Annotated in this window: 20 protein-coding genes; 11 read left to right on the top strand and 9 right to left on the bottom strand. The window is 56.8% G+C overall.

Translation table 11 applies throughout. The features are described from left to right. Position 1 precedes the first annotated feature (1 nt). Positions 2–517, top strand: a complete 516-nt coding sequence (locus AC3WP4_RS08170; RefSeq protein ID WP_102616442.1) for an HvfX family Cu-binding RiPP maturation protein — start codon at positions 2–4, stop codon at positions 515–517. A 126-nt stretch (positions 518–643) separates the two neighbouring features. Further along, positions 644–1,342 carry a dienelactone hydrolase family protein gene (locus AC3WP4_RS08165; RefSeq protein ID WP_102616441.1) on the top strand — a complete coding sequence of 233 codons (699 nt, stop codon included), beginning with the start codon at positions 644–646 and terminating at the stop codon, positions 1,340–1,342. A 137-nt stretch (positions 1,343–1,479) separates the two neighbouring features. On the opposite strand, the gene AC3WP4_RS08160 is transcribed toward AC3WP4_RS08165, so the two are convergent. From AC3WP4_RS08160 to AC3WP4_RS08150, 3 genes are all read right to left on the bottom strand, one after another. Further along, positions 1,480–2,454 carry a nitrilase-related carbon-nitrogen hydrolase gene (locus AC3WP4_RS08160; protein WP_102616440.1) on the bottom strand — a complete coding sequence of 325 codons (975 nt, stop codon included), beginning with the start codon at positions 2,452–2,454 and terminating at the stop codon, positions 1,480–1,482. Positions 2,455–2,717: 263 nt separating this feature from the next. Continuing rightward, positions 2,718–3,650, bottom strand: a complete 933-nt coding sequence (locus tag AC3WP4_RS08155; protein WP_102616439.1) for a GlxA family transcriptional regulator — start codon at positions 3,648–3,650, stop codon at positions 2,718–2,720. 142 nt (positions 3,651–3,792) lie between these two features. Then, complete coding sequence (locus AC3WP4_RS08150) at positions 3,793–3,993, bottom strand: YbdD/YjiX family protein (RefSeq protein WP_074875912.1); 201 nt, start codon at positions 3,991–3,993, stop codon at positions 3,793–3,795. 173 nt (positions 3,994–4,166) lie between these two features. Between AC3WP4_RS08150 and AC3WP4_RS08145 the strand changes: the two genes are divergently transcribed. Continuing rightward, positions 4,167–4,652, top strand: a complete 486-nt coding sequence (locus AC3WP4_RS08145; RefSeq protein ID WP_102616438.1) for an adenosine-specific kinase — start codon at positions 4,167–4,169, stop codon at positions 4,650–4,652. A 67-nt stretch (positions 4,653–4,719) separates the two neighbouring features. Beyond that, positions 4,720–5,772: an alpha/beta hydrolase family protein gene (locus AC3WP4_RS08140; protein WP_074875908.1), complete on the top strand. Its 1,053-nt coding sequence runs from the start codon at positions 4,720–4,722 to the stop codon at positions 5,770–5,772. A gap of 136 nt (positions 5,773–5,908) precedes the next feature. Here the strand turns inward: AC3WP4_RS08140 and AC3WP4_RS08135 are convergent, their stop codons facing one another. Both AC3WP4_RS08135 and AC3WP4_RS08130 read right to left on the bottom strand, forming a co-directional pair. Further along, complete coding sequence (locus tag AC3WP4_RS08135; protein WP_102616437.1) at positions 5,909–6,478, bottom strand: DJ-1/PfpI family protein; 570 nt, start codon at positions 6,476–6,478, stop codon at positions 5,909–5,911. Between the two features lie 266 nt (positions 6,479–6,744). Then, on the bottom strand, positions 6,745–7,413 hold the full coding sequence (locus AC3WP4_RS08130) for a polysaccharide lyase family 7 protein (protein WP_102616436.1): 669 nt from the start codon (positions 7,411–7,413) through the stop codon (positions 6,745–6,747). A gap of 344 nt (positions 7,414–7,757) precedes the next feature. Between AC3WP4_RS08130 and AC3WP4_RS08125 the strand changes: the two genes are divergently transcribed. The 4 genes from AC3WP4_RS08125 to AC3WP4_RS08110 all read left to right on the top strand — a co-directional run bounded on the left by AC3WP4_RS08125 (position 7,758) and on the right by AC3WP4_RS08110 (position 13,314). After that, complete coding sequence (locus tag AC3WP4_RS08125) at positions 7,758–8,849, top strand: DUF3616 domain-containing protein (RefSeq protein ID WP_102616435.1); 1,092 nt, start codon at positions 7,758–7,760, stop codon at positions 8,847–8,849. 439 nt (positions 8,850–9,288) lie between these two features. Next, a complete protein-coding gene (gene gfa, locus AC3WP4_RS08120; protein WP_074875900.1) occupies positions 9,289–9,867 on the top strand; it encodes an S-(hydroxymethyl)glutathione synthase in 579 nt (192 codons plus the stop codon). Positions 9,868–10,101: 234 nt separating this feature from the next. Further along, positions 10,102–11,133: a glycosyltransferase family 4 protein gene (locus AC3WP4_RS08115; RefSeq protein WP_074875898.1), complete on the top strand. Its 1,032-nt coding sequence runs from the start codon at positions 10,102–10,104 to the stop codon at positions 11,131–11,133. A 24-nt stretch (positions 11,134–11,157) separates the two neighbouring features. After that, the gene (locus tag AC3WP4_RS08110) at positions 11,158–13,314 is read left to right on the top strand and encodes an amylo-alpha-1,6-glucosidase (protein ID WP_102616434.1); all 2,157 of its coding nucleotides are present in this window, start codon (positions 11,158–11,160) and stop codon (positions 13,312–13,314) included. An 8-nt stretch (positions 13,315–13,322) separates the two neighbouring features. Here the strand turns inward: AC3WP4_RS08110 and AC3WP4_RS08105 are convergent, their stop codons facing one another. The 3 genes from AC3WP4_RS08105 to AC3WP4_RS08095 form a co-directional block, all read right to left on the bottom strand. Next, positions 13,323–13,580, bottom strand: a complete 258-nt coding sequence (locus tag AC3WP4_RS08105; protein WP_074875896.1) for a DUF1652 domain-containing protein — start codon at positions 13,578–13,580, stop codon at positions 13,323–13,325. A gap of 205 nt (positions 13,581–13,785) precedes the next feature. After that, positions 13,786–15,444 (bottom strand): arylsulfatase, encoded by a 1,659-nt coding sequence (locus AC3WP4_RS08100; protein WP_102616433.1) that lies wholly within the window; start codon positions 15,442–15,444, stop codon positions 13,786–13,788. A gap of 306 nt (positions 15,445–15,750) precedes the next feature. After that, on the bottom strand, positions 15,751–16,197 hold the full coding sequence (locus AC3WP4_RS08095) for a hypothetical protein (RefSeq protein WP_102616444.1): 447 nt from the start codon (positions 16,195–16,197) through the stop codon (positions 15,751–15,753). Positions 16,198–16,421: 224 nt separating this feature from the next. Here AC3WP4_RS08095 and AC3WP4_RS08090 point away from each other — a divergent pair, with 224 nt between their 5' ends. From AC3WP4_RS08090 to AC3WP4_RS08080, 3 genes are all read left to right on the top strand, one after another. After that, positions 16,422–17,690: an OmpP1/FadL family transporter gene (locus AC3WP4_RS08090; RefSeq protein WP_102616432.1), complete on the top strand. Its 1,269-nt coding sequence runs from the start codon at positions 16,422–16,424 to the stop codon at positions 17,688–17,690. Between the two features lie 47 nt (positions 17,691–17,737). Further along, the gene (locus tag AC3WP4_RS08085) at positions 17,738–18,415 is read left to right on the top strand and encodes a DUF3313 domain-containing protein (protein WP_102616431.1); all 678 of its coding nucleotides are present in this window, start codon (positions 17,738–17,740) and stop codon (positions 18,413–18,415) included. Between the two features lie 63 nt (positions 18,416–18,478). Beyond that, a complete protein-coding gene (locus AC3WP4_RS08080) occupies positions 18,479–18,907 on the top strand; it encodes a hypothetical protein (RefSeq protein ID WP_102616430.1) in 429 nt (142 codons plus the stop codon). Between the two features lie 26 nt (positions 18,908–18,933). Here the strand turns inward: AC3WP4_RS08080 and AC3WP4_RS08075 are convergent, their stop codons facing one another. After that, positions 18,934–19,836 (bottom strand): universal stress protein, encoded by a 903-nt coding sequence (locus AC3WP4_RS08075; protein WP_102616429.1) that lies wholly within the window; start codon positions 19,834–19,836, stop codon positions 18,934–18,936. Between the last annotated feature and the right edge of the window lie 111 nt (positions 19,837–19,947).

Here is a 19,947-nt window from a genome sequence, read left to right as displayed (position 1 = left end):
CATGACCACCTCACTCTCGTCGGCCGTAAAAGGCTTGCATCTGAAGCTCGACTGCGTCGGTAGCTGGATCGCGCCACTGACCCTGCGGGTGTTCCTCGCCTGGGAGTTCTTCGAATCAGGCCTGGAAAAATTCAATGGCGAAAACTGGTTCGCCGATATTCAGGACAACTTCCCGTTCCCCTTCAACCACGTGCCAGCCACGCTGAACTGGGAACTGTCGATGTGGGCTGAACTGATCTGTGCCCTGGCCATACTGGTCGGCCTGGGAACCCGGATCTCGGCGTTGATTTTGATCGTGGTCACGGTCGTCGCGACCGCTGCCGTTCACTGGCCGGCCGATTGGTCTACATTGAGTGAGCTTGCTCAGGGTTATGCCATCAGTAACAAAGGCCACGGCAATTTCAAACTGCCGCTGATCTATCTTGCGGCCTTTATGCCGCTGTTGCTCTCGGGTGCCGGCAAGCTCAGCCTCGATGCGCTGCTGGCTCGAGTCTACTGGCGTCGCGACAAGCGCTGAAGCGCCACCGGTATTGGCAGTGGACGGTTTCGCCGAATGATGGAAACGTATGCAGGCGCTGCCAAGCCTCAAGACAACGCAGCCCAGTAACCTTCACCCCACTCACTTGCGAAGACAGGAACCACCATGAGCGTGACCACCCAATGGATCGAGATCGACAGCGCTGACGGCAAATTCGGCGCTTACCTGGCCATTCCGCATACCCGCAAAGGCCCGGGGATCGTGCTGATCCAGGAAATCTTTGGCGTGAATGAACACATCCGCTCGGTCGCTGAACAATACGCTGCCGACGGTTACCTGGTGATTGCACCGGACCTGTTCTGGCGCAACGGCCACCGTATCGAACTGGGTTACGACGAGGCCGGCTGGAAACGCGCCGTCGACTTGATGAACGCCACCGACGTCGACAAGGCACAGACCGACATCGAACTGGCCATCGACGCCTTGAAAGCCCAACCGGGGCTGGACGGCGGTATCGCTTCGATTGGTTACTGCTTCGGTGGTTTGCTCTCGTACCACACCGCCGCCAATGGGTTGGTGGACGTGGCCATCGCCTATTACGGCGGCGGAATCCAGAATCAGCTGGACCGCGCCGATGAAATCGAAGTGCCGCTGCTGATGCACTTCGGCGAACAGGACAGCCACATCCCACTGGAAGCCGTGGAAAAGATCGCCGAACGTTTCGAGAACAACGATAACGTCGAAATTGTCGTGTACCCGGAGGCCGAACATGGCTTCAACTGCTCGCATCGCGACAGCTACAACCAACGCGCAGCGGCCGAGGCCCATGGCAATACGTTGATCTTTTTGGGTCAGGAACTGTAAGGCCGGAGTTTTTTAGCGCCTGTAATGGCCCCATCGCGGGCAAGTCGGATCATCGCATCGCACGCTCCCACATTGGAATGCATTTCCCCTGTGGGAGCGTGGCTTGCCCGCGATGGGGTCGACACGGTCTCAGCCGCTTAACGACTGGTTTCTTCTACCACCTCGCTCACCATCAACTTCGGATGTGCACTGCGTTCATGCACATGGCTCGTCGGTGTACGGTCGATCAACAGGCTCAACAATTCCGGGCGGCTGTAGTGACCGCGCGAATCCATCATGCGTTTGCGCCTATCGATCAGGCCCATGTCGAGGTCGGCGATCACTTCGCCTTCGCCTTCGGTCAGCGAGCCCAGCACCACGCCGTCCGGGCTGATGATCGCGGTAAAGCAACCACCGGAAATCGGGCCGATGGGGCAACCGGTGTCGGCCATGATTTGTGCCTGTTGTTCAGGGTTCAGCCAAGCGGTGGAGTTGACTACGAAGCACGCCGCCTCCAATGCATGCTGGCGAATGTTGACTTCCATTTGTGAAGCGAACAAAGGCCCCGCAAACGATCCTGGATACATCGCCGCATGGATCTGTTCGCCGTCAACCATCAAGGCATAACGAGCCAGCGGGTTGTAATGTTCCCAACACGCCAACTGGCCGATGCGCCCTACCGCGCTGTCGGTGGCGCGCAGGCCTGAGCCGTCGCCCATGCCCCAGATCATGCGTTCGTGATAGGTCGGGGAAATCTTGCGCCGATGCTGAATCAGGCTGCCGTCGGCGTCGAACAACAACTGCGCGTTGTACAGCGTACCGCCGTCACGTTCATTGACACCGATTGAAACCACCATGCCGGCCTGTCTGGCGGCGGCGCCGATGGCCTCGGTGGCAGCCGAAGGAACAGTGACGGCCTGATCCAGCAGTTTGAGGTGTTCAGCCGCCATTTCGAAAGGCGACTGAACGAACGAGAAGTACGGGTAGTAAGGCACGATGGTTTCCGGGAACACGGCAAACTGCACGCCCTGCTCGCCGAGTTCGAGAATTTTCTGCACCACTTTGTCGACGGTGCCTTCACGGCTGTAAAGAACGGGGCTGATTTGGACGGCGGCGGCTTTTACGAGGGTCATGGCGGTGATCTCATTGAGGGAATGGACTTCAACGAGATAAAAATTACGCCAATAATATTTAGGCCGAAATGTCGAATACGCCACCTTTTAGGACATCCCGCGCATCACTCGCGGCAATCGATGAGTAACCTGTGGCGAGGGAGCTTGCTCCCGCTGGACTGCGCAGCAGTCCCCTTCTTTTTTGGGGTAAGGGGGCCGCTTCGCGACCCAGCGGGAGCAAGCTCCCTCGCCACAGGTTCAGTGTCACGTTTGACTGACTGGCATCAACCGCGATTGGCGCGCTGGATGACCTGTGGTGGCTGGCCAAATGCGCGGATAAACGCCCGACGCATCCGCTCTCGATCGCCAAAACCGGTATCGGTCGCCACCACGTCGATGGGGTGCCGACCGGTTTCCATCATCAGACGCGCCGCTTCTACCCGCAGGTTTTCGATGGCCTTGGCCGGTGATTGCCCGGTTTCGGCATGGAACACACGGCTGAATTGCCGGGGGCTGAGGTGGGCGGCACTGGCCAGTTCCTCGACCGACAGCGCGGACTTCAGGTTCTGCTTGGCATAGGCCAACGCGGCCTGGATGCGATCGGTCTTGGGCTCCAGTTCGAGCATTACCGAAAACTGCGACTGCCCTCCCGCGCGTCGGTGATACACCACCAATTGCCGGGCGACCCGCCGCGCCACTTCCGCGCCCAGGTCGCCTTCAACCAGGGCCAATGCCAGATCGACACAAGCGCTCATGCCCGCCGCCGTCCAGATGTTGCCGTCATTGATGAAGATCCGGTCTTCCTCGACCTTCACCTGCGGGTACGCCTTCTGCAGCGCCGGCGCGTGACACCAGTGAGTGGTCGCCCGCCGACCGTCGAGCAACCCGGCCTCGGCCAGCGCAATCGCGCCGGTGCAGATCGAGCCCAGACGCCGGGTAGTCCGACTGGCGTTGCGCAAAAACGCCACCATGCCCGGGGATACCGGGCGGATCAGGTTGTCGCCCATCACCAGCAGCGTGTCGAACGAGCGCTGGTCGAACGCTGTGGTTTCCACGCCAAAACCGGCGGAAGTCTGCACCGTGCCGCCGAGCTCGGACAGCAAGGCAATGTCGTACGCCGGCTCGTCGGTGGCCATGTTGGCCAACTCGAACGTGGCGCACATGGCCAGGCCCAACACCTGAAAACCGGGGTAAACGATGAGTCCGATGGTGTGCATGGTGGCGGCTTTCTTTTGACCTTAAAAGTGGTCTGTCTGATTTAACAGCCACTGACATCGCGTCGCAAGATGGTCATCAGGTACTGATGCTGACCGGCATCGGCGGCTCGGCCATTGTCGATGCGTTGAACTATGCGAAGTTCTAGCAGCAACGGGTATTGCATTTTCCACGGCCGAAACGGGCCTCCTGACGCTCTCGAAAAAACGCTGAATAGCTCATGACCGGCTCGCCGGGATGATTGAGCGCCATTTGCGCAACGTAGTTATCGTAATCGGGCACTCCGACCATCAAACGGGCGCTCTGGCTGAGGAACTTCGCGACCTGCTGCAGTTTGCGGTACATGGCAATTCTCTCTATGAGTGGGGGCTGGCCCATGAAAGCGCACTGATGTATCTGCACTGTGTCAGCACCGGGGTCTTTTGTATTTTCAAGTATCAACCGCAGCGGCGATCAACGTCCGGCTCGTTCTCACGCTAGGCTGAAGATTAACGACATCGTGGAAGGAGGCGTTCGAGATGCAACTCAGCACGTTGAAAATCGATAAACCGGAAGCGACGAACTTCATTCTGGGGCAGACGCACTTCATCAAGTCCGTCGAGGACATCCACGAAGCGTTGGTCAATGCCGTGCCGGGAATCCGCTTTGGCGTGGCCTTTTGCGAAGCTTCCGGCAAATGCCTGGTGCGCTGGTCCGGCACCGATACCGCCATGATCGAACTGGCCCAGAAGAATGCGACAGCCATTGGCGCAGGCCATAGCTTCATCATTTTCCTCGACGATGGCTTCTATCCCGTAAACGTGTTGAACGCCGTCAAAATGGTTCCAGAGGTGTGCCGCATTTTTTGTGCAACGGCCAATCCGACTGAGGTGATTCTCGCCGAGACGGAGCAAGGGCGAGCGATTCTCGGCGTAGTGGATGGCTTCTGTGCCCGTGACATTGAAGGCGAGGAAGACATCCTGTGGCGCAAGAGCCTGTTGCGGCAGATTGGCTACAAACTTTGAGCACCTTGCGTTATAAACGGGCGCTGAACTCATACCATGCACTTGTCTAATCAAGGAAGAAACGGCATTGAAAATAGCTTTTGGCGCCCTGTTGTTGACCGGGCTGACGACTCTCGCACTCGCTGACGAGAACCCTGTCGGCTTCCACGCTTCCACACTGGCGGACTCGCACAATGACCGTGCGCTAGAAATGGTCGTCTGGTACCCCAGTGCAACTACCGCAGCCACGCAAATGATTGGTGATGATGCAGTGTTCGTCGGGGCTTCTGCCGTTCGCGACGCGCCGCCTGCTGCTGGCAAGCATCCATTGTTGGTGCTCTCCCACGGGTACAGAGGTAACTGGAGCAACCAGATCTGGCTTGCCAGTGCTCTGGCTCATAGGGGTTACATCGTCGCCGCAATCAACCACCCCGGCACTACCACTCATGACCGTAGCCCTCCAGCAGCGGCGCAGTTATGGCAGCGGCCCGTTGATTTGCGCAGAGCTATTGATGGGGTCACGACTCAACCTGAAAAATTCGGCTTGGTCGCCAATGACCGAATTGCGGTGGTGGGCCATTCACTCGGCGGCTGGACCGCCCTGGAAATCGCCGGCGCCCGGTTCGATCCAGACCGCTTCGCCCATGACTGCAAAGCCCACCCGCAGTTATCAAGTTGCACCGTCTACGCAAAGATAAACCCCGCAACCACCTCGGAATCAAAGGCCGCATTGACCGCCGATTGGCGCGATAAACGCGTCACTGCTGTGGTTACCTTGGACCTGGGCCTTTCACGGGGCATGACCGATGAAAGCCTGGCAACGCTGCCGGTACCCGCGCTGGTGATCGCTGCCGGCGTACCGTCGGAGGAGCTTCCCGCTGAGTTGGAGTCTGCCAATCTGGTCAAACGCCTGCCTTCGGCATCAAGCCGCTACGTCGAAATCAGCGATGCAAGCCATTTCAGTTTCTTGTCGATGTGCAAACCTGGCGCGCAGGCATTGCTTGAAGAAGAAGTACCAGGCGATGGCATCATTTGCCGAGATGGCAACAACGCTCGCCCGCGCGGGGAGATTCAACAGCAAATTACATCGCTGATAGCAGAGTTTCTTCAGTCGTCTATCTACAAAGAAGACAGTTTGTAGAATCGGGGTACGAGAAACTGTCGCAGTTCAAAAAAACCGCTTGAGTAGTTTCAGCGTTCAATAGGTGACAGATTTATTTTTTCGCTAAATAGATCCGTCACCTTTTATCGGATCGGCTGTTTTTACGACCAAGCGATCACCGATGTTCCGCTGCCAACATTGACCTGAACTGAGAAATGATTTCCGAAGATAGCCCGGCACCTTCGAACACTGCGCAGGTGAAACTAACGGGTGCAGGGCCTGGAGCAGTGATGATTCGGTCTGCAACCACAGCTACCGGACTGTTTCGATAAAGCGTGCCCCCTTCATAACCTACGGCATTCTGTTTCAAGAAATCAGCGCTGTTTGAAGTATGAGGAACCGTGTCGAGAAGCCCGGCCCTGGCAAGTGCCAGCGTTCCCCCACAAATACCGGCAATTGTCGCTCCACTTGAACGACTAGCGTGAAGAAAGGCCCGAATATCCGGGGCTTCTGCACGCTCCCAGACCATTCCTCCAATGACGACAACAACGTCCGGTTTCCAGTCCAGACATTCTTGCAAACTGCTATCGACCGTTACAGCCAATCCACCTTGCGAGCGGAACTGCCCCGCAACAGGAGCGAAAAACCTGACGTCGATCCCGTAAAACGGGGACGCAGTTCCAGCAATGAAAGCGTATTCCCAGTCCGCAAAACCGGGTGTCAGTATCAATCCCACGCGTGCCATCAGTCAGAATCCTCCATGAGTGCCAATAATAAATGGCGACAACAAACATACATCAGGGGCTGGTTTGGGCCGATAGATGCCCATCGCGAAACGGTGCAATCCCCCTGTATGCGCACGCAATGGTTTTGAAAGACTTCGAGGGCATCTGCCGCCCGCGCGGTTGAGTTCACTGAAAGCTAGCCACTTGGTAGCCGATCGACGAGGAAACCCACAAAAGTTTTCACCCTTCGGATCGGCGTGCCAACGGTAGTGACCTAAAGAAGCGACTAATTGTTGTGTTGTATCTCCAGCATCCTGAACGTCACTTTTCCACCCTCGGTGGGATAGCCGGTGTTGTCCTGCACATATGCGCCCGCTTTGAAATACAGTGGCTTGGTCTTCCAGCTCGGGTCGATGGTGGTTCTCCAGTTGTTTCCTGCTGCGCTGATGCCCAGCGCGCCCTTCGGGCTGAGGTGGAGCTGGTAGGAAAAGTTGCGGCCGAGCGGCACACCCGTCGCAATAGTAATGACCTGGCCCTCTTCATCGTCGGCGCGCATGCGCACCTTGGCGACAATGTTTCCCGTCGAAGCCGACGTTTTGTATTGGTATTCCAGCTTCACCATGGGACTGTTGCTGTCCTTGTTGTGAATCTGACCAATCACGATCTTGCCGGAGCTGGGCACCTGATTGACGCTCAGATTCGCCCGCAGAATGTTATCCGCCGCTGAATACTGCCAGTTGCGTAGCCTTCCATCGCTATAGGTTTCCCGCAACTCGCTGCGCGGGTAAATAGCGTTGGCCGTCCTGGAACCGGTTACAGGTGCCCAGAAAGAAAGGGTAGCGGCTTCAGAACTGAAATACTGGCCCTTGAAGCCTTGCGCCAGTCGAGGCGTTTCTATGGTGGCCGGTGGGCTGCCTTCAGGGATGCTTAAATTCCAGGTGGCGAGGTCGATCATGTCAATAATCCTGTATGCGGGGAATGTTGCGGCCACAGTTGCGCTCGAACCGACGCTATTGAGCTGTGTCAATTGGGTCTGCTGATCAGGAAAACGGTATGGCAGTAGATTGACGTCAAATGATCGTCGAGGTGATTAGTGCAGGCTTTGTGCCTGCCGGGGTTACCGTTGGTCGGCTATTTTGAACGTTGACGGAACTAATTCTGGTTGCTTGCGGCGAAGGGACCTGAGCCATCAGCGGTGCACAGGTCGGCTAGGATGAGTGGATGCACTGGACCAAGAACACGTTCAGAAGCCGGTTCTGAATAACCGGCGCGCCGCGCCATAAAAACAGGAGACCGCTCATGAGCCACCGAAGCAGTTTTGCGCTGTTGAGCTTTGATCCGGCGTTTGCGTCGTTGCGCAATGGCCTTTCGGTCGCTCAGCAGATTGACGACACACTCTGGGTGGCGAACGACGAAACCACGAGCCTGGAACGCCTGAAAATCCAGGATGCTGCGCCCGGCGGCGTCGTAAGGTGCGACGAGCACAAATCGTTTGCGCTCCTGGACTATCTGGATCTGCCCATACCGAAACAAGACGCCGAGATCGATATCGAAGGCTTGGCCTACGTCCCTGACAGTGGCTACCTTTGGGTGGTGGGCTCCCATAGCCTGAAGCGAAAGAAAGCCGAGGCCGGCACTTCTGCACAGAAGAGTATCAAGCGCCTGTCGACGGTAGAGGCGGACGGCAATCGTTTTCTGCTGGCCCGCATCCCTGTGGTGCAACAGAACGACAGCTATGTACTCGCCAGGAAAGTGGATGCCGATGGACGTACAGCGGCGCAACTGCCGGGCAACGAAACCGGTAACGACCTGACCGCGGCCATTGCTGAAGATCCTCAGCTACGCGACTTCCTGCGTATCCCGGGTAAGGACAACGGCTTCGATATCGAAGGGTTGGCGGTGATCGGCTCGCGCCTTCTGCTGGGGCTGCGTGGACCGGTGCTACGCGGCTGGGCCGTGTTGCTGGAGATAGAACCTGAGCTGAACGACGCCTCGACTGACACGCTGGTGCTGAAGAAGATCGGTCCGGATGGGCGCCGCTACCGCAAGCACTTCTTCGCGCTCAATGGGCTGGGCTTGCGTGACCTGTGCACCCGCGGTGACGATCTGCTTATCCTGGCGGGCCCCACGATGGAGCAGGACGGTCCGGTAACGGTCTTCCGCTGGCGCGGCGGTTTCGCGTCCGACGAGGAAAGCGTGGTCTTCACCGATCAATTGGAGAAGGTGCTGGAGGTGCCTTTCGGGCAAGGCAACGATCACGCTGAAGGCATGTGTCTGTTCCAATCGGGCGAGCAGCCCGGGGAGGTTCTGATGATCGTCTACGACTCTGCGGCGGAGAGTCGTAAACACGGCGATACGGATGTGGAAGGAGACCTGTTCATCCTGGATTAGCCACGCACATTTACGTCAACGCGGCCTGTAGATACACGGTGGTGTTGTCGGACTTCTCCAAACTGCTGGCCATTCCGTTACGCGACGGCTGTGACTTGATGGATGTGATCGGCCGACGCTTGCGGGCTCAAGCAGCGGAATAAATGAAAACGGGCGCCGTGACGGCGCCCGTTTTTTGTGTCCCGCCTTTTATCGTCCCTCCCCCGTGCGCAGGCCCAAGCCGCGCTCAAGGCGTCATCGCAGACTATTCTTGATCTGGGTACCCGACCGGTCGCACCGAAGGAGGTCACTCGTTTATGCGCTGTGCCCTTTTCAAAATCCGCCGCAGTTCGATCTGATGCATGAAGGCAAATCGAGCCGCGCCGTCATCGAGTTCCGATGAACTACCGGTCTGGGGCACGGCCCAGGCACTCTGTCACCCTGAAACGGAGACGCCAGCATGAGCACCTTGCAACTTCACCCCGCACTGGACAATGGTATCCAACCCGCCGCCGAGAATTTCGCCGGTGGCACCCTGCAATGCCTGTGTGCGACCGACAAGGTCGAGGTCAAGATCGACGCACAAACGCTGCATAACCACGCGTGCGGTTGCAGCAAATGCTGGAAACCGCAAAACGCGATATTCGCCGTCATCGCCGTGGTGCCACGAGATAAGGTCAGCGTCATTGCCCATGGCGAAAAACTGGAGATTGTCGACGAAAACGCAACCATCCAGCGCCACGCCTGCAAGCAGTGTCACGCCCATTTATTCGGGCGCATCGAGAACAAGGACCATGCATTTTATGGCCTGGACTTCGTCCACACCGAGCTTTCGCCACAGAGCGGATGGGCTGCGCCGGGATTCGCGGCGTTCGTGTCCTCCATCATCGAAACCGGTACGCCGCCAGCGCAAATGAAGGCTATTCGCGAGCGCCTGCGCTCGATCGGCCTGGAACCCTATGACTGCCTGTCCCCGGACTTGATGGACGCACTGGCGATTCACGTCGCCAAACAGAAAGGCCTGCTCCCCGCCGCCTGATTGATCGGTCGCCGCGGTTGCCTTTTGCCGGCCGCGGCTCCGATTCTCCCTCTAATATTGTGCAATTTGATTCGGGTGGAAAGCGGACGCTGGAGCTACCAGATCCGTCATGCCCATAGGTCTATCTATAAAACCGTTTGTCGCGGCGTTAAACCCTATTTCTCTCCTGATTGGTCGAAAAAACTGTGACGGCATGATGTTGCCAAGACCGTTGACTGATTGGGGATTGCGGTTATGAAAATCGCACAAATAGCGCCACTGTACGAATCAGTCCCCCCTTTTCTCTACGGAGGAACTGAAAGAGTAGTCGCTCATTTAACGGATGCTTTGGTCGAACTGGGACATGACGTCACCCTCTTCGCTGCGAATGGATCCCGTACATGCGCGACATTGGTCGCCGCCCGGGATCAAGCGTTGCGGCTTGACGGCACGCCCTTGAAGTCAGAATTGGCAAGCCATTTGAACTTGCTGTATGAGTTGCGCCATCGAGCGGCCGAGTTCGATGTGCTGCACTTTCATATTGATTTATTGCACTTTCCATTTTTCGAAGATATGGCCCATAAGGTCTTGACTACCCTTCATGGCCGCCTGGATATCAAGGACCTGGATGGCACCTATTCTCGATGGCCTGCCTATCCCCTGGTTTCGATCTCGCAACATCAGCGCCAGCCGTTACCCTGCGCCAATTGGATCGATACGATTTATCACGGCTTATCGCAGTCCAGTTTGACGTTCCAGCCGAGACCGGGTGCTTACCTCGCCTTTCTAGGGCGTATCTCACCGGAAAAACGTCCTGACCGTGCTATCAGCATTGCCCGCGCTGCCGGGCTGCCGTTGAAAATGGCTGCCAAGATCGATGCGGCCGATCGCGAGTACTTCGAACAGCAGATACGCCCCTTATTGACGCTTCCCGGTATTGAATTCATCGGAGAGATTGGCGACGGGGACAAGGCCGAGTTCCTCGGTAATGCCAGGGCGCTGCTGTTCCCCATCGATTGGCCCGAACCTTTTGGCCTGGTCATGATAGAAGCCATGGCTTGTGGTACGCCGGTCATCGCCTGGCGCTGCGGATCTGTCCCCGAAGTGCTTGATCATGGCGTAACCGGCTTCATAATCAATAGCGAACATGAGGCGGTTCTCGCTACCCGCCAAGTGCTTGAGCTTGATCGACAAGTGATACGTGACGTATTCGATAGACGTTTTTCAGCCAAGGTGATGGCGCAACGTTATGTCGACCTCTACCGGACACTTACCGATAGGGTTTGATTTCGTGGTGCCTTGATATAGCCCATGAAAAAAACATTTAGCGTTCCTGAACAGCCTCAACCCAAACAGTGCGCAATTGAACCCATTGCCCAAAACTTGTTTGTGCTGGTCGACCACAACACGTACCTGGTAGCCAACGCGTTTGGCGATATCGACGGCGGCGCCGTGGGCATGTTTCACCACGACACTCGTTTATTATCCAGGTACCAGTTGACCGTGGCGGGCCAGCGTCCATCGCTGCTCTCCGCAGCGGTCAGTCAAGACAATGTCTATTTTCGTTCCCATTTGACCAACCACCCGCTCCCGGCACTGGGAGAAGAAGATACGCCACGGGGGGTCATCCATATCGAGCGCAAACGCTTTTTATGGGAAGAGCGAATGTTCGAGTGCATCAGCCTTTTCAACTACAGCGACCAACCTGGAAAACTGCCGATCGACCTGCGGTTTTGCGGCGACTTTCTCGACATGTTCGAGGTCCGCGGCCAAAGCCGGCCACTGCGCGGCACCTTCTCTGAGCCTGAAATATTCGAACAAGGCGTAGTGCTTCATTACAAGGGATTGGACAATCAGCAGCGTTGCATGGCAATCAGCTTTTCTGAGTTTCCAGGACACATCAGCGGCGACAGTGCCAGTTTCCAGATCTATATCGGCGCTCATCAGAGCCACGAACTTTATATTGAAGTGGGCTCCAGCATCGTCCAGCCCGGGCGGACACGCTACCGGTCCGCCGCCGCTCAAGCTTGCCGGTCCATGCGCAGGAAAGAGCAACGAGGCGCGCGCATCAAGGCTTCTGGCCGGTTGTTCCAGGCATGGGTGAACAAGTCTCGTGCCGACCTTGCTTTACTGACGGCCGATCTTCCCTCTGGCCCCTATCCCTATGCCGGAGTCCCCTGGTACTCCACGCCTTTTGGTCGCGACGCCGTGATCACCGCTTATCAATCACTCTGGCTCAATCCGTCCCTTGCGCGAGGTGTGCTCGCCTACCTGGCGGCTCATCAAGCCAAGGAGGTTTCGACCTTCAGCGATGCCGAACCAGGAAAGATCATGCACGAGACGCGTCAGGGAGAAATGTCGAAACTCAACGAATTACCCTTTGCGCGCTATTACGGGGGCGTCGATACGACGCCTTTGTTTGTGATGCTGGCCGGAGCCTATGCAAAACGGACCAACGATCTGGCGTTCATTGATGCGCTTTGGCCCGCATTGGAATTGGCCACGCTCTGGATGGAAAGCAATGCGTTGAAGAATGCCGAAGGCTTCATCAGCTATCAGCGCGGGGAAGTCACCGGCTTGGCCAATCAAGGCTGGAAAGACAGTCATGATGCTATTTTTCATCGCGATGGCCGTAATCCCGAAGGCCCCATCGCTTTGGTAGAAGTGCAAGGTTATGCATGGCGTGCATTTTTGAGCATGAGCACATTGGCCAGACAACGAGGCAATGAACACGCCGCAGTTCGCTGGCAAAACATCGCAGTCAGGTTACGCCAGGCAGTCGAGCGGTGCTTCTGGATGGAGGATCAGCAATTTTACGCAATAGCGCTCGACGGTAATGGCAAGCGTTGTGAGGTAAAAGCTTCGAACGCCGGCCACCTGCTGTTCACCGGATTACCTTCGCCAGAACGGGGGAAAACCGTTGCCCGGCAATTTCTGACCAGTATTTTTTATAACGGCTGGGGCGTTCGAACACTCGAAACCGGAGCCGTGCGGTTCAACCCGATGTCATATCACAACGGTTCGGTCTGGCCGCACGACGTAGCCCTGTGCGCAGCGGGTATGGCCAGGTATGGCGAGCAGCTGGGCGTTGTCCGTGTCCTGAGCGGAATGTTCGAGGCAGCGACCTTCTTCGGGATGCGGTTACCAGAACTGTTTTGCGGGTTCAAGCGCGGTCCGGGTGAGGCGCCGGTTGCCTACCCGGTGGCCTGTTTACCCCAAGCCTGGGCGGCAGGCTCCATTTTTATGCTGTTGCAGGCATGTCTGGGCATCACCATCGATGCCTCAGACTATCGAGTAGTTGTCAGACAACCTCGACTGCCCATTGGTATAGACCGTTTAGAGGTGCGGGAACTGAAGTTTAATCAACACCGTGTCGATCTCGGTTTCCAACGGATCGGCGAACGCGTCGCCGCTTACATAGAGCGGCAAGACGGCCCGAATCTGATTCGGCTGGACGTAAAACTTTAAATTAGCTGTCAGCCAACAGAGTTCTGACAGGGAAGCTCTGTTTTCAAAGCCAGCATTTCACCTCGTAATTCGCTGATCAACTCCGCGATAGCACGGCTGGACGTTAGTGTTTCGGTTCTGACACCCGTGACCAACAATTCCACGTGACCCGTTGACGGGTCGATCACTTTTATCATGAGCGATCCATCCGGATTTGCGGTGCAAGTGCAAGAAAGAGGCAGAAAACCACATTCAATGATGTGGCGAAGCTCAAGTCTGGAGATCATGACTCACGCCCTCAAAGTCAAAGGTGGTTTGCGTTTCTGTCTAGTAATAATAGGCAAGCCGCCTCGCGGCTGACCGGGATCGCGACCAATTGCATCAGTGGGGCTCCGACCGGCCAATGCCTGCCTATCTCGACGTTTTTTTTAAAGAGCCCGACTCTCGACAGTGGCGACCTCCGGAGAGGCCGCCATTTTTCAGCGGGTTTGATCAGTTGCCGTTAGGCAGTGACAAGTTGATGCCTTCTTTTTTCAGCGCATCACGCACGTATTGGAATTTCTGGTATTGCGACAGCTCGATCGGTCCGTCATAGCCCATGCTTTGCAATTTGCGTGGCGGGTAATCAAGGTAGGTTTTCATCAGCTTCATGATCGCTGCCGAGATCGGCACCATGGTCCAGGTCCGCTCGGTAAAGTTGTTCATGAACAGGTCGTAGCGTTCTTGCGGGTCTTGCCACAAGTCAAAAACCTGCGGCACGGTGGCCACATACTTTTGGGCGCCTTTCCAGCCCAGGTTCGAGTCCACGGCGAGACCGCCTGTTTGTGCGCCATCGTCGCCTCGCAGGTTGAATACCGCTTTGTAGTTCCCGACACGGGCCGCGCCCGGGGACAATTCATTCTCGGTAAAGTAGAACCACTCCTTGCGCGGCGAAGGGGCGCTACCGGTGAGTACTGGCGTCATGTCGTAACTGTCGAAGATGATCGGTTGACCTTCGCGATCCTTCTCGGGCAGCTTCACTCCAGCCACTGAGGCGAAAGTCGCCATCAAATCCAGGCCACCGAGTATCTCGTGGTTTTTCGTATTCGGCTTGATCTTGTCTGGCCACACGGCAATGGCCGGTACCCGGTTCCCGCCCTCACGCACCGTGCCTTTGGTGCCGCGAAACGGGGTGTAACCGGCATCCGGATAAACGTCCTGCCAGGCCCCGTTGTCGGTGGTGTAAACCACCAGCGTGTTCTTATCCAGGCCGAGCGCCTTGAGCTTGTCCATGATGCGGCCAATATGGGTATCGAGTTCGACGACCGAATCGGCATATTTGGATTTGGACATCGATTTATGAACGAACTCCGGGGCCGGCAAGTTCGGTTGGTGCACTTTCATGAAGTTGACGTTGATGAAAAACGGCTTGTCCGATTTTGCCGCTGTGTCGAGAAACTCCAGCGCAGCCTTTTCGACATAGTTATCAAAAAAAGGAATGCCGACCACGCCGGGTTTACCCTCCACGACAGGCGTATCCACGTATTGACCATTGACCTTGAATTCTTCAACCACCTTTTCGCCGGCCTTGCCCGACAGCGCGCCTTGGGTCACCTTCTGGAACATCTCCCGGGTTTCCGGATCCATGTCGGGAAACCACGTTGGGTCGGCGTAGGTATAGGCATTCAGGTGATACAGGCCGACGTACTTCATCACGTCATAACCCTGGGCATTAGGTAGCGCGTAGTCGGCTTCGCCCAAATGCCATTTCCCAGTGAAATAGGTGTCGTAGCCGCCGGTCTTCAACACGGATGCCAGTGTCCATTCGGCTGCTGGCAAACCACCGCCCTGGCCCTGGAAAGCCACGGTGGTCATGCCGCTGCGATTGGGGATGCGCCCGGTTTGCATGGCCGCCCGGCCAGGGGTGCAACTTGGCTGTGCATAGAAGGAATAGAACGTCACACCTTCTGCCGCCAGCTCATCGATTTTGGGTGTAGGCATGCCGCGCCCGATCCCACCGCCATAGGGGCCCAAATCGCCATAACCGGTGTCATCGGAGACGATGAACAGGATATTGGTCTTTTCTGTTTGAGCGGCGTGGGCAAGCCCGTTCAATGACAACAGTGCAGCAAACACGACAGACAACTTGAAACGATCCGATAGCTTATTCATACCAGCAACCTCGTTGTTTCATTATGTTGGCCGGTGACAAGTGCACAACTGCATTGATTCTGGGTGCAACGACCACCGTGCGATTAGCCTAAGTACTGCATACAGAATCATTCCCCCTTGTTATATGAGCCCGTACGGTTTAAGGCGCACGAGGGAGTCTAGTGCGGTTTTTGCCGCTCAGCGACGGGCGCCTGTTTGGGACGCCCGTCATTTATGGCAGCTGATCAGCCACGGCGTTAGTGTCAGCTCCTTCTCACAGAGCAGCTGTCCGACCGACAACATGTTCCAGTTGTTCATCGCATCATTTCAGTGCTTTGCCTGCGCGACATCGCCGCAAAAGATATCGACGCTGCCATCTTCGGGTGATGTCCGTACGACGATGGAATATTTTCCGGAAAGCAACTCTGATGTTGCGACAGGCGCATTACGGTAAAAGCTCCAACCGTTGGACCCTGCTTCGCTTTTTGTATTGACCTTATCGTTCATTGCATAGGCGACTGGCCCGGGTTGCTGGCAACTGCCTTTATTGATGAACGTGTAAATGCGCGGGGGCAGGATGGTTCCGTTCGGAACACCCGTGATATAGAAGTCAAAATTGGTTTGATTGCCTTCGGCGGTCAATATGGCGTTGCCAGAATGACCCACATTGGCGTGGGTGGCAGCCAGAGGCAAATTCATTGAGTGGTTTGAAGCGGTACTGCAACCGAGCAGACTTGCCATGAGCAGCGCGAACGGGACGATGCGGGTATTCATAAACAACCTCCAAAAGTGGAAGAAGTGCATGGGGGAATATTGGGTATAGCTCATAACTGTTCTCAATAAACGCGCAGCGCTGGCAACTTTATTCGTATCTCGCCCCTTCCAATATCGAGAATATGAACTACCACTTATGAGTGATCGAACCATGCTGGTTCAATGTTTCTCGATGATGGCTATTACCCTTATTTCGAAAATGCACACTTGCCGGGATCTAATCCATGCAAACCAGATCAGGTGCAATGCCCGCCTTCACGTTATTGGCCCTGTGCAGTCAGCAAGCCTGGGCCGGCGGTATCATGCTCTACGAAATCGGCACCGATAACGTTGGCCTGGCCAATGCCGGTGCCGCCGCCCGTGCCCAGGGTCCTTCGACTATTGCCAGCAACCCGGCGGGACTGAGCTACCTGCCAGGCACGCAGATTACCGGTGGCTTGCAGGTGCTGTATGGCGACCTGAGCTTCGATCGCGATGCCGACACCAATGTGCCTGGCAGCGGCAGTGGCAATGCCCTCGATCCGATTCCCGGCGGCAGCTTTTTCATCAGCCATGAACTGGACGACCACTGGAGCGTCGGCTTCGGCCAGTACGCCGACTTCGGCCTGGCGGTCAACTACGACAACGAGTGGTCCGGGCGTTACTTCGCGCAAAACGCCAGCCTGGGTGGTTTGTCATTGGTGCCCAGCGTGGCGTACCGCTTTAACGAGCAATGGTCGGTGGGGCTCGGCGTAAAAGCCATGTACGGCATGCTCCAGGCCCAGACCGCGATTGACCGTTCGCCGTTCGGCTTTACCGACCGCGGGGACGGCCAGTTCAAATACAAGGATAAAGATTGGGGGTTCGGCGCCAACGTCGGGTTGATTTACGCCCCGCAAACCGGCACTCGCATTGGCCTGACCTACACCAGCAAGGTCGACCTGGATTTCGAAGACGGGCTGGATGTCAAAGGCAACGGCCCGGCGCTGGATCGCCTCAACGGCCGGAACACCCAGCTTGACATGACCGTTCCACAAACGGTCACCCTGAGCCTGTTCCAGCAACTCGACCGACAATGGGCCTTGCTGGCTTCGGTGAACTGGCAGGACTGGTCGGAGTTCGGCGACATCGCCGTGCAGGTGGACACCACGGCGCTCGGTGCCCAGTCAACCACGGTGGACGCACACTTCAAGGACACCTGGCACCTGTCGCTCGGCGCGCAATACCAGGCCACACCGCAATGGCTGTGGAACGTCGGCGTGGCTTACGACAGCAGTGCCGTGTCCGACCATAATCGCACCGTGACCGTACCGATGGCTGAATCCTGGCGCCTTGCGACAGGAGCCACCTATGCGCTGAACAAGGTCACCGACGTCAATGTCAGCTGGGCCATGATCTGGATTGGCGACATGCCGGTGGACCAGACCAAAAACGTTTCGGGCAATCGAATTTCCGGTCAATTCGACAGTGCCTGGATTCAAGCCGTGACCGGGAACATGACCTGGCGTTTTTGAGTGCTTTGCCACACCAGAACGACTTCATCCGAGGAGCACACAGCATCATGAATCTGTCCCGAAATTTGCTCATCGGTGCCACCGTGGCCGGGCTTCTGCTCGGCGGTTGCACTTCCAAAGTCACCGAGAAGGAACAGTACTCCGGCTACCTGTCCAACTACGACAATCTGCAGGAAGTAGCCACTCCCAGTGGCGGCACGACGATGCGTTGGGTGAGCCCGTCGTGGAACCCCGATGCGTACAACACGATTGCGTTCGAGCGTCTGGAACTGTATCCGGCGCCCAAGCCCAATGAGCGAGTCAACCAGCAGACACTCGATGACATCCGCAACTACATGAGCAGCAAGGTCAGGGCAACGCTGGGGCAGAAGTACCGCGTAGTGTCGCGCTCGAGTGCCGCGCCAAAAGGCTCGAAAACCTTGATCATGCGCGCGGCGATCACCGGGGTGAGCGCTTCGAACGAAGGCATGAAATGGTATGAAGTGGTGCCCATCGCCGCCGTCGTCGGGGCGACACAAGCAGCTACCGGTCACCGCGACCAGGACACCGAGCTGTATATCGAGGCCGAGCTCGTCGACGAGAAAAACAACGAGATCGTGGCCAGGGTTGTACGCAAGGTGTTCGGCAAGCAGCTGTCAAACGAGAGCCAGAAAATCACCGCGCAGGATTTCAAGGCCGCGATTGACAAGTTGAACGCCGATCTCTGGGCATTCATCCGCCGTTGAACCCTGATCCGCCGACCAACAGGCGTTGGCAGTTTAATCACTCCCGGTAAAGGAATGGCTGACATGGCTACTCATGCATTGCTTCGACTCTCGAATTTGCACAGGCCTTTATTCATCGCAGCGCTCATTGTCAGCGCACTTGCGTTAAACGCCTGCGCCACAGTGGATGCGCAGACAACCGCCTACGTCGGGGTCGAGCATCCCGCGCCGACCCTGCCCAGCGACGTGCAGATATTACGCACCGAACCGACGCGCCCCCACATACGGCTGGGTGAAATCCTCATCGATGCCAGCGTCGAACCCGCACCTCCCATCACCCAGGTTGAACAGAAGCTACGTGAAGAAGGCGCCAAGCTGGGTGCAAACGCGGTGGTGGTGGTTTACGACCAGATCCAACCCGTCGCGGCTTACGTGACGGGTCCTCTGTGGAGCCGCAACATCGATACGATTCAGGGTCGCAAGCTCAAAGGCATTGCCATCAAATACCAATGAGGAGGTGCACAGCGTCGCCAATACATTCACTGATTCGCAGACCCGCTAACGGCGAAAATGTTGCAGGGCACCTGGTACAGAACATGCTCTGTCGTACTGCCCACCCATTTGCCCAGTCCCTTGCGATGCGCATTTCCCATGACGATCACATCGGCCCGGTGATGGGCTGCAAAGTCAGCCAGGGCTTTGCCAGGTGGCCCTTCAACGAAGTGTTGGCGCTCAGTGGGCACGCCGTAGTGGTCGGCCAATGCGCTAAATGACTTTTGCAGTGACTTGCGCACTTCATTGCTGAAACCTGGCATCGTCACGGCACCAGCGCCTGCGTCGGATATATGGGTCAGCGACAGATCGTAGGCATGCAGCAAATGCAGTTCCGCGCAGCATTGCATGGACAATCCGTTCGCTGCCTGGATGATGCGCTCGTTGATGCCCGTAATCTGAGTCTCAGGTTGTGAGGGATCGACTGCCGCCACGACCACCCGCGGAAGTGGGCACCTGATTTCACTGACCAAATGCACCGCCACCGGACATTCGCGCAACAGGTGCCAATCCAGAGGCGTAATGAAAACGCGCTTGAGTGCTGATTCGTGTTGCACGTCCTTGATCACCAGATCCGGCTGCATTTCTGCCACATGTCGAAGTATTTCTTGCAGCGCAGTCCGCGTAACAAGCACTTCGGTACTCACCACGACCCCGCGCGCGCGTATTAGATCGGCCTCATCCTGCAACCATTTTTCGTTTTCTTGCTGACAGGCCTCACGAAAACGTGCACCCGCGCTCTTCAAACCCAACAGGTGGGAGTCCTCGATAAACACCGTGATGTGCAGCGCTGCGCCTGTGGCTTGGGCTATGGCGACAGCTCGCTCCAATGCCGGAGTGTGACGCATGCCTGGACCGGCTATCAGAAAGAGTCGTTGATACTGGCTCATGTAACACCTCCAAACGTTCCGGGATATCTAGCTCCCCCAGCGCTCTCGCCTGTCACACCACCGACGATTTACCATCGCCTCAACTATCGGGATCGACACTATCAATATACG

The organism is Pseudomonas sp. FW305-20 (assembly GCF_058788075.1).
This window is presented reverse-complemented; position numbering and strand designations above follow the sequence as displayed.

Excerpts from the sequence above, each read along its gene's own strand:
- AC3WP4_RS08145 (WP_102616438.1), top strand. The coding sequence starts at position 4,167 with ATGCAACTCAGCACGTTGAAAATCGATAAACCGGAAGCGACGAACTTC.
- AC3WP4_RS08165 (WP_102616441.1), top strand. The coding sequence starts at position 644 with ATGAGCGTGACCACCCAATGGATCGAGATCGACAGCGCTGACGGCAAA.
- gfa (WP_074875900.1), top strand. The coding sequence starts at position 9,289 with ATGAGCACCTTGCAACTTCACCCCGCACTGGACAATGGTATCCAACCC.
- AC3WP4_RS08095 (WP_102616444.1), bottom strand. The coding sequence starts at position 16,197 with ATGAATACCCGCATCGTCCCGTTCGCGCTGCTCATGGCAAGTCTGCTC.
- AC3WP4_RS08075 (WP_102616429.1), bottom strand. The coding sequence starts at position 19,836 with ATGAGCCAGTATCAACGACTCTTTCTGATAGCCGGTCCAGGCATGCGT.
- AC3WP4_RS08080 (WP_102616430.1), top strand. The coding sequence starts at position 18,479 with ATGGCTACTCATGCATTGCTTCGACTCTCGAATTTGCACAGGCCTTTA.
- AC3WP4_RS08085 (WP_102616431.1), top strand. The coding sequence starts at position 17,738 with ATGAATCTGTCCCGAAATTTGCTCATCGGTGCCACCGTGGCCGGGCTT.
- AC3WP4_RS08130 (WP_102616436.1), bottom strand. The coding sequence starts at position 7,413 with ATGATCGACCTCGCCACCTGGAATTTAAGCATCCCTGAAGGCAGCCCA.
- AC3WP4_RS08090 (WP_102616432.1), top strand. The coding sequence starts at position 16,422 with ATGCAAACCAGATCAGGTGCAATGCCCGCCTTCACGTTATTGGCCCTG.
- AC3WP4_RS08105 (WP_074875896.1), bottom strand. The coding sequence starts at position 13,580 with ATGATCTCCAGACTTGAGCTTCGCCACATCATTGAATGTGGTTTTCTG.
- AC3WP4_RS08170 (WP_102616442.1), top strand. The coding sequence starts at position 2 with ATGACCACCTCACTCTCGTCGGCCGTAAAAGGCTTGCATCTGAAGCTC.
- AC3WP4_RS08125 (WP_102616435.1), top strand. The coding sequence starts at position 7,758 with ATGAGCCACCGAAGCAGTTTTGCGCTGTTGAGCTTTGATCCGGCGTTT.
- AC3WP4_RS08150 (WP_074875912.1), bottom strand. The coding sequence starts at position 3,993 with ATGTACCGCAAACTGCAGCAGGTCGCGAAGTTCCTCAGCCAGAGCGCC.
- AC3WP4_RS08160 (WP_102616440.1), bottom strand. The coding sequence starts at position 2,454 with ATGACCCTCGTAAAAGCCGCCGCCGTCCAAATCAGCCCCGTTCTTTAC.
- AC3WP4_RS08100 (WP_102616433.1), bottom strand. The coding sequence starts at position 15,444 with ATGAATAAGCTATCGGATCGTTTCAAGTTGTCTGTCGTGTTTGCTGCA.
- AC3WP4_RS08135 (WP_102616437.1), bottom strand. The coding sequence starts at position 6,478 with ATGGCACGCGTGGGATTGATACTGACACCCGGTTTTGCGGACTGGGAA.
- AC3WP4_RS08110 (WP_102616434.1), top strand. The coding sequence starts at position 11,158 with ATGAAAAAAACATTTAGCGTTCCTGAACAGCCTCAACCCAAACAGTGC.
- AC3WP4_RS08155 (WP_102616439.1), bottom strand. The coding sequence starts at position 3,650 with ATGCACACCATCGGACTCATCGTTTACCCCGGTTTTCAGGTGTTGGGC.
- AC3WP4_RS08115 (WP_074875898.1), top strand. The coding sequence starts at position 10,102 with ATGAAAATCGCACAAATAGCGCCACTGTACGAATCAGTCCCCCCTTTT.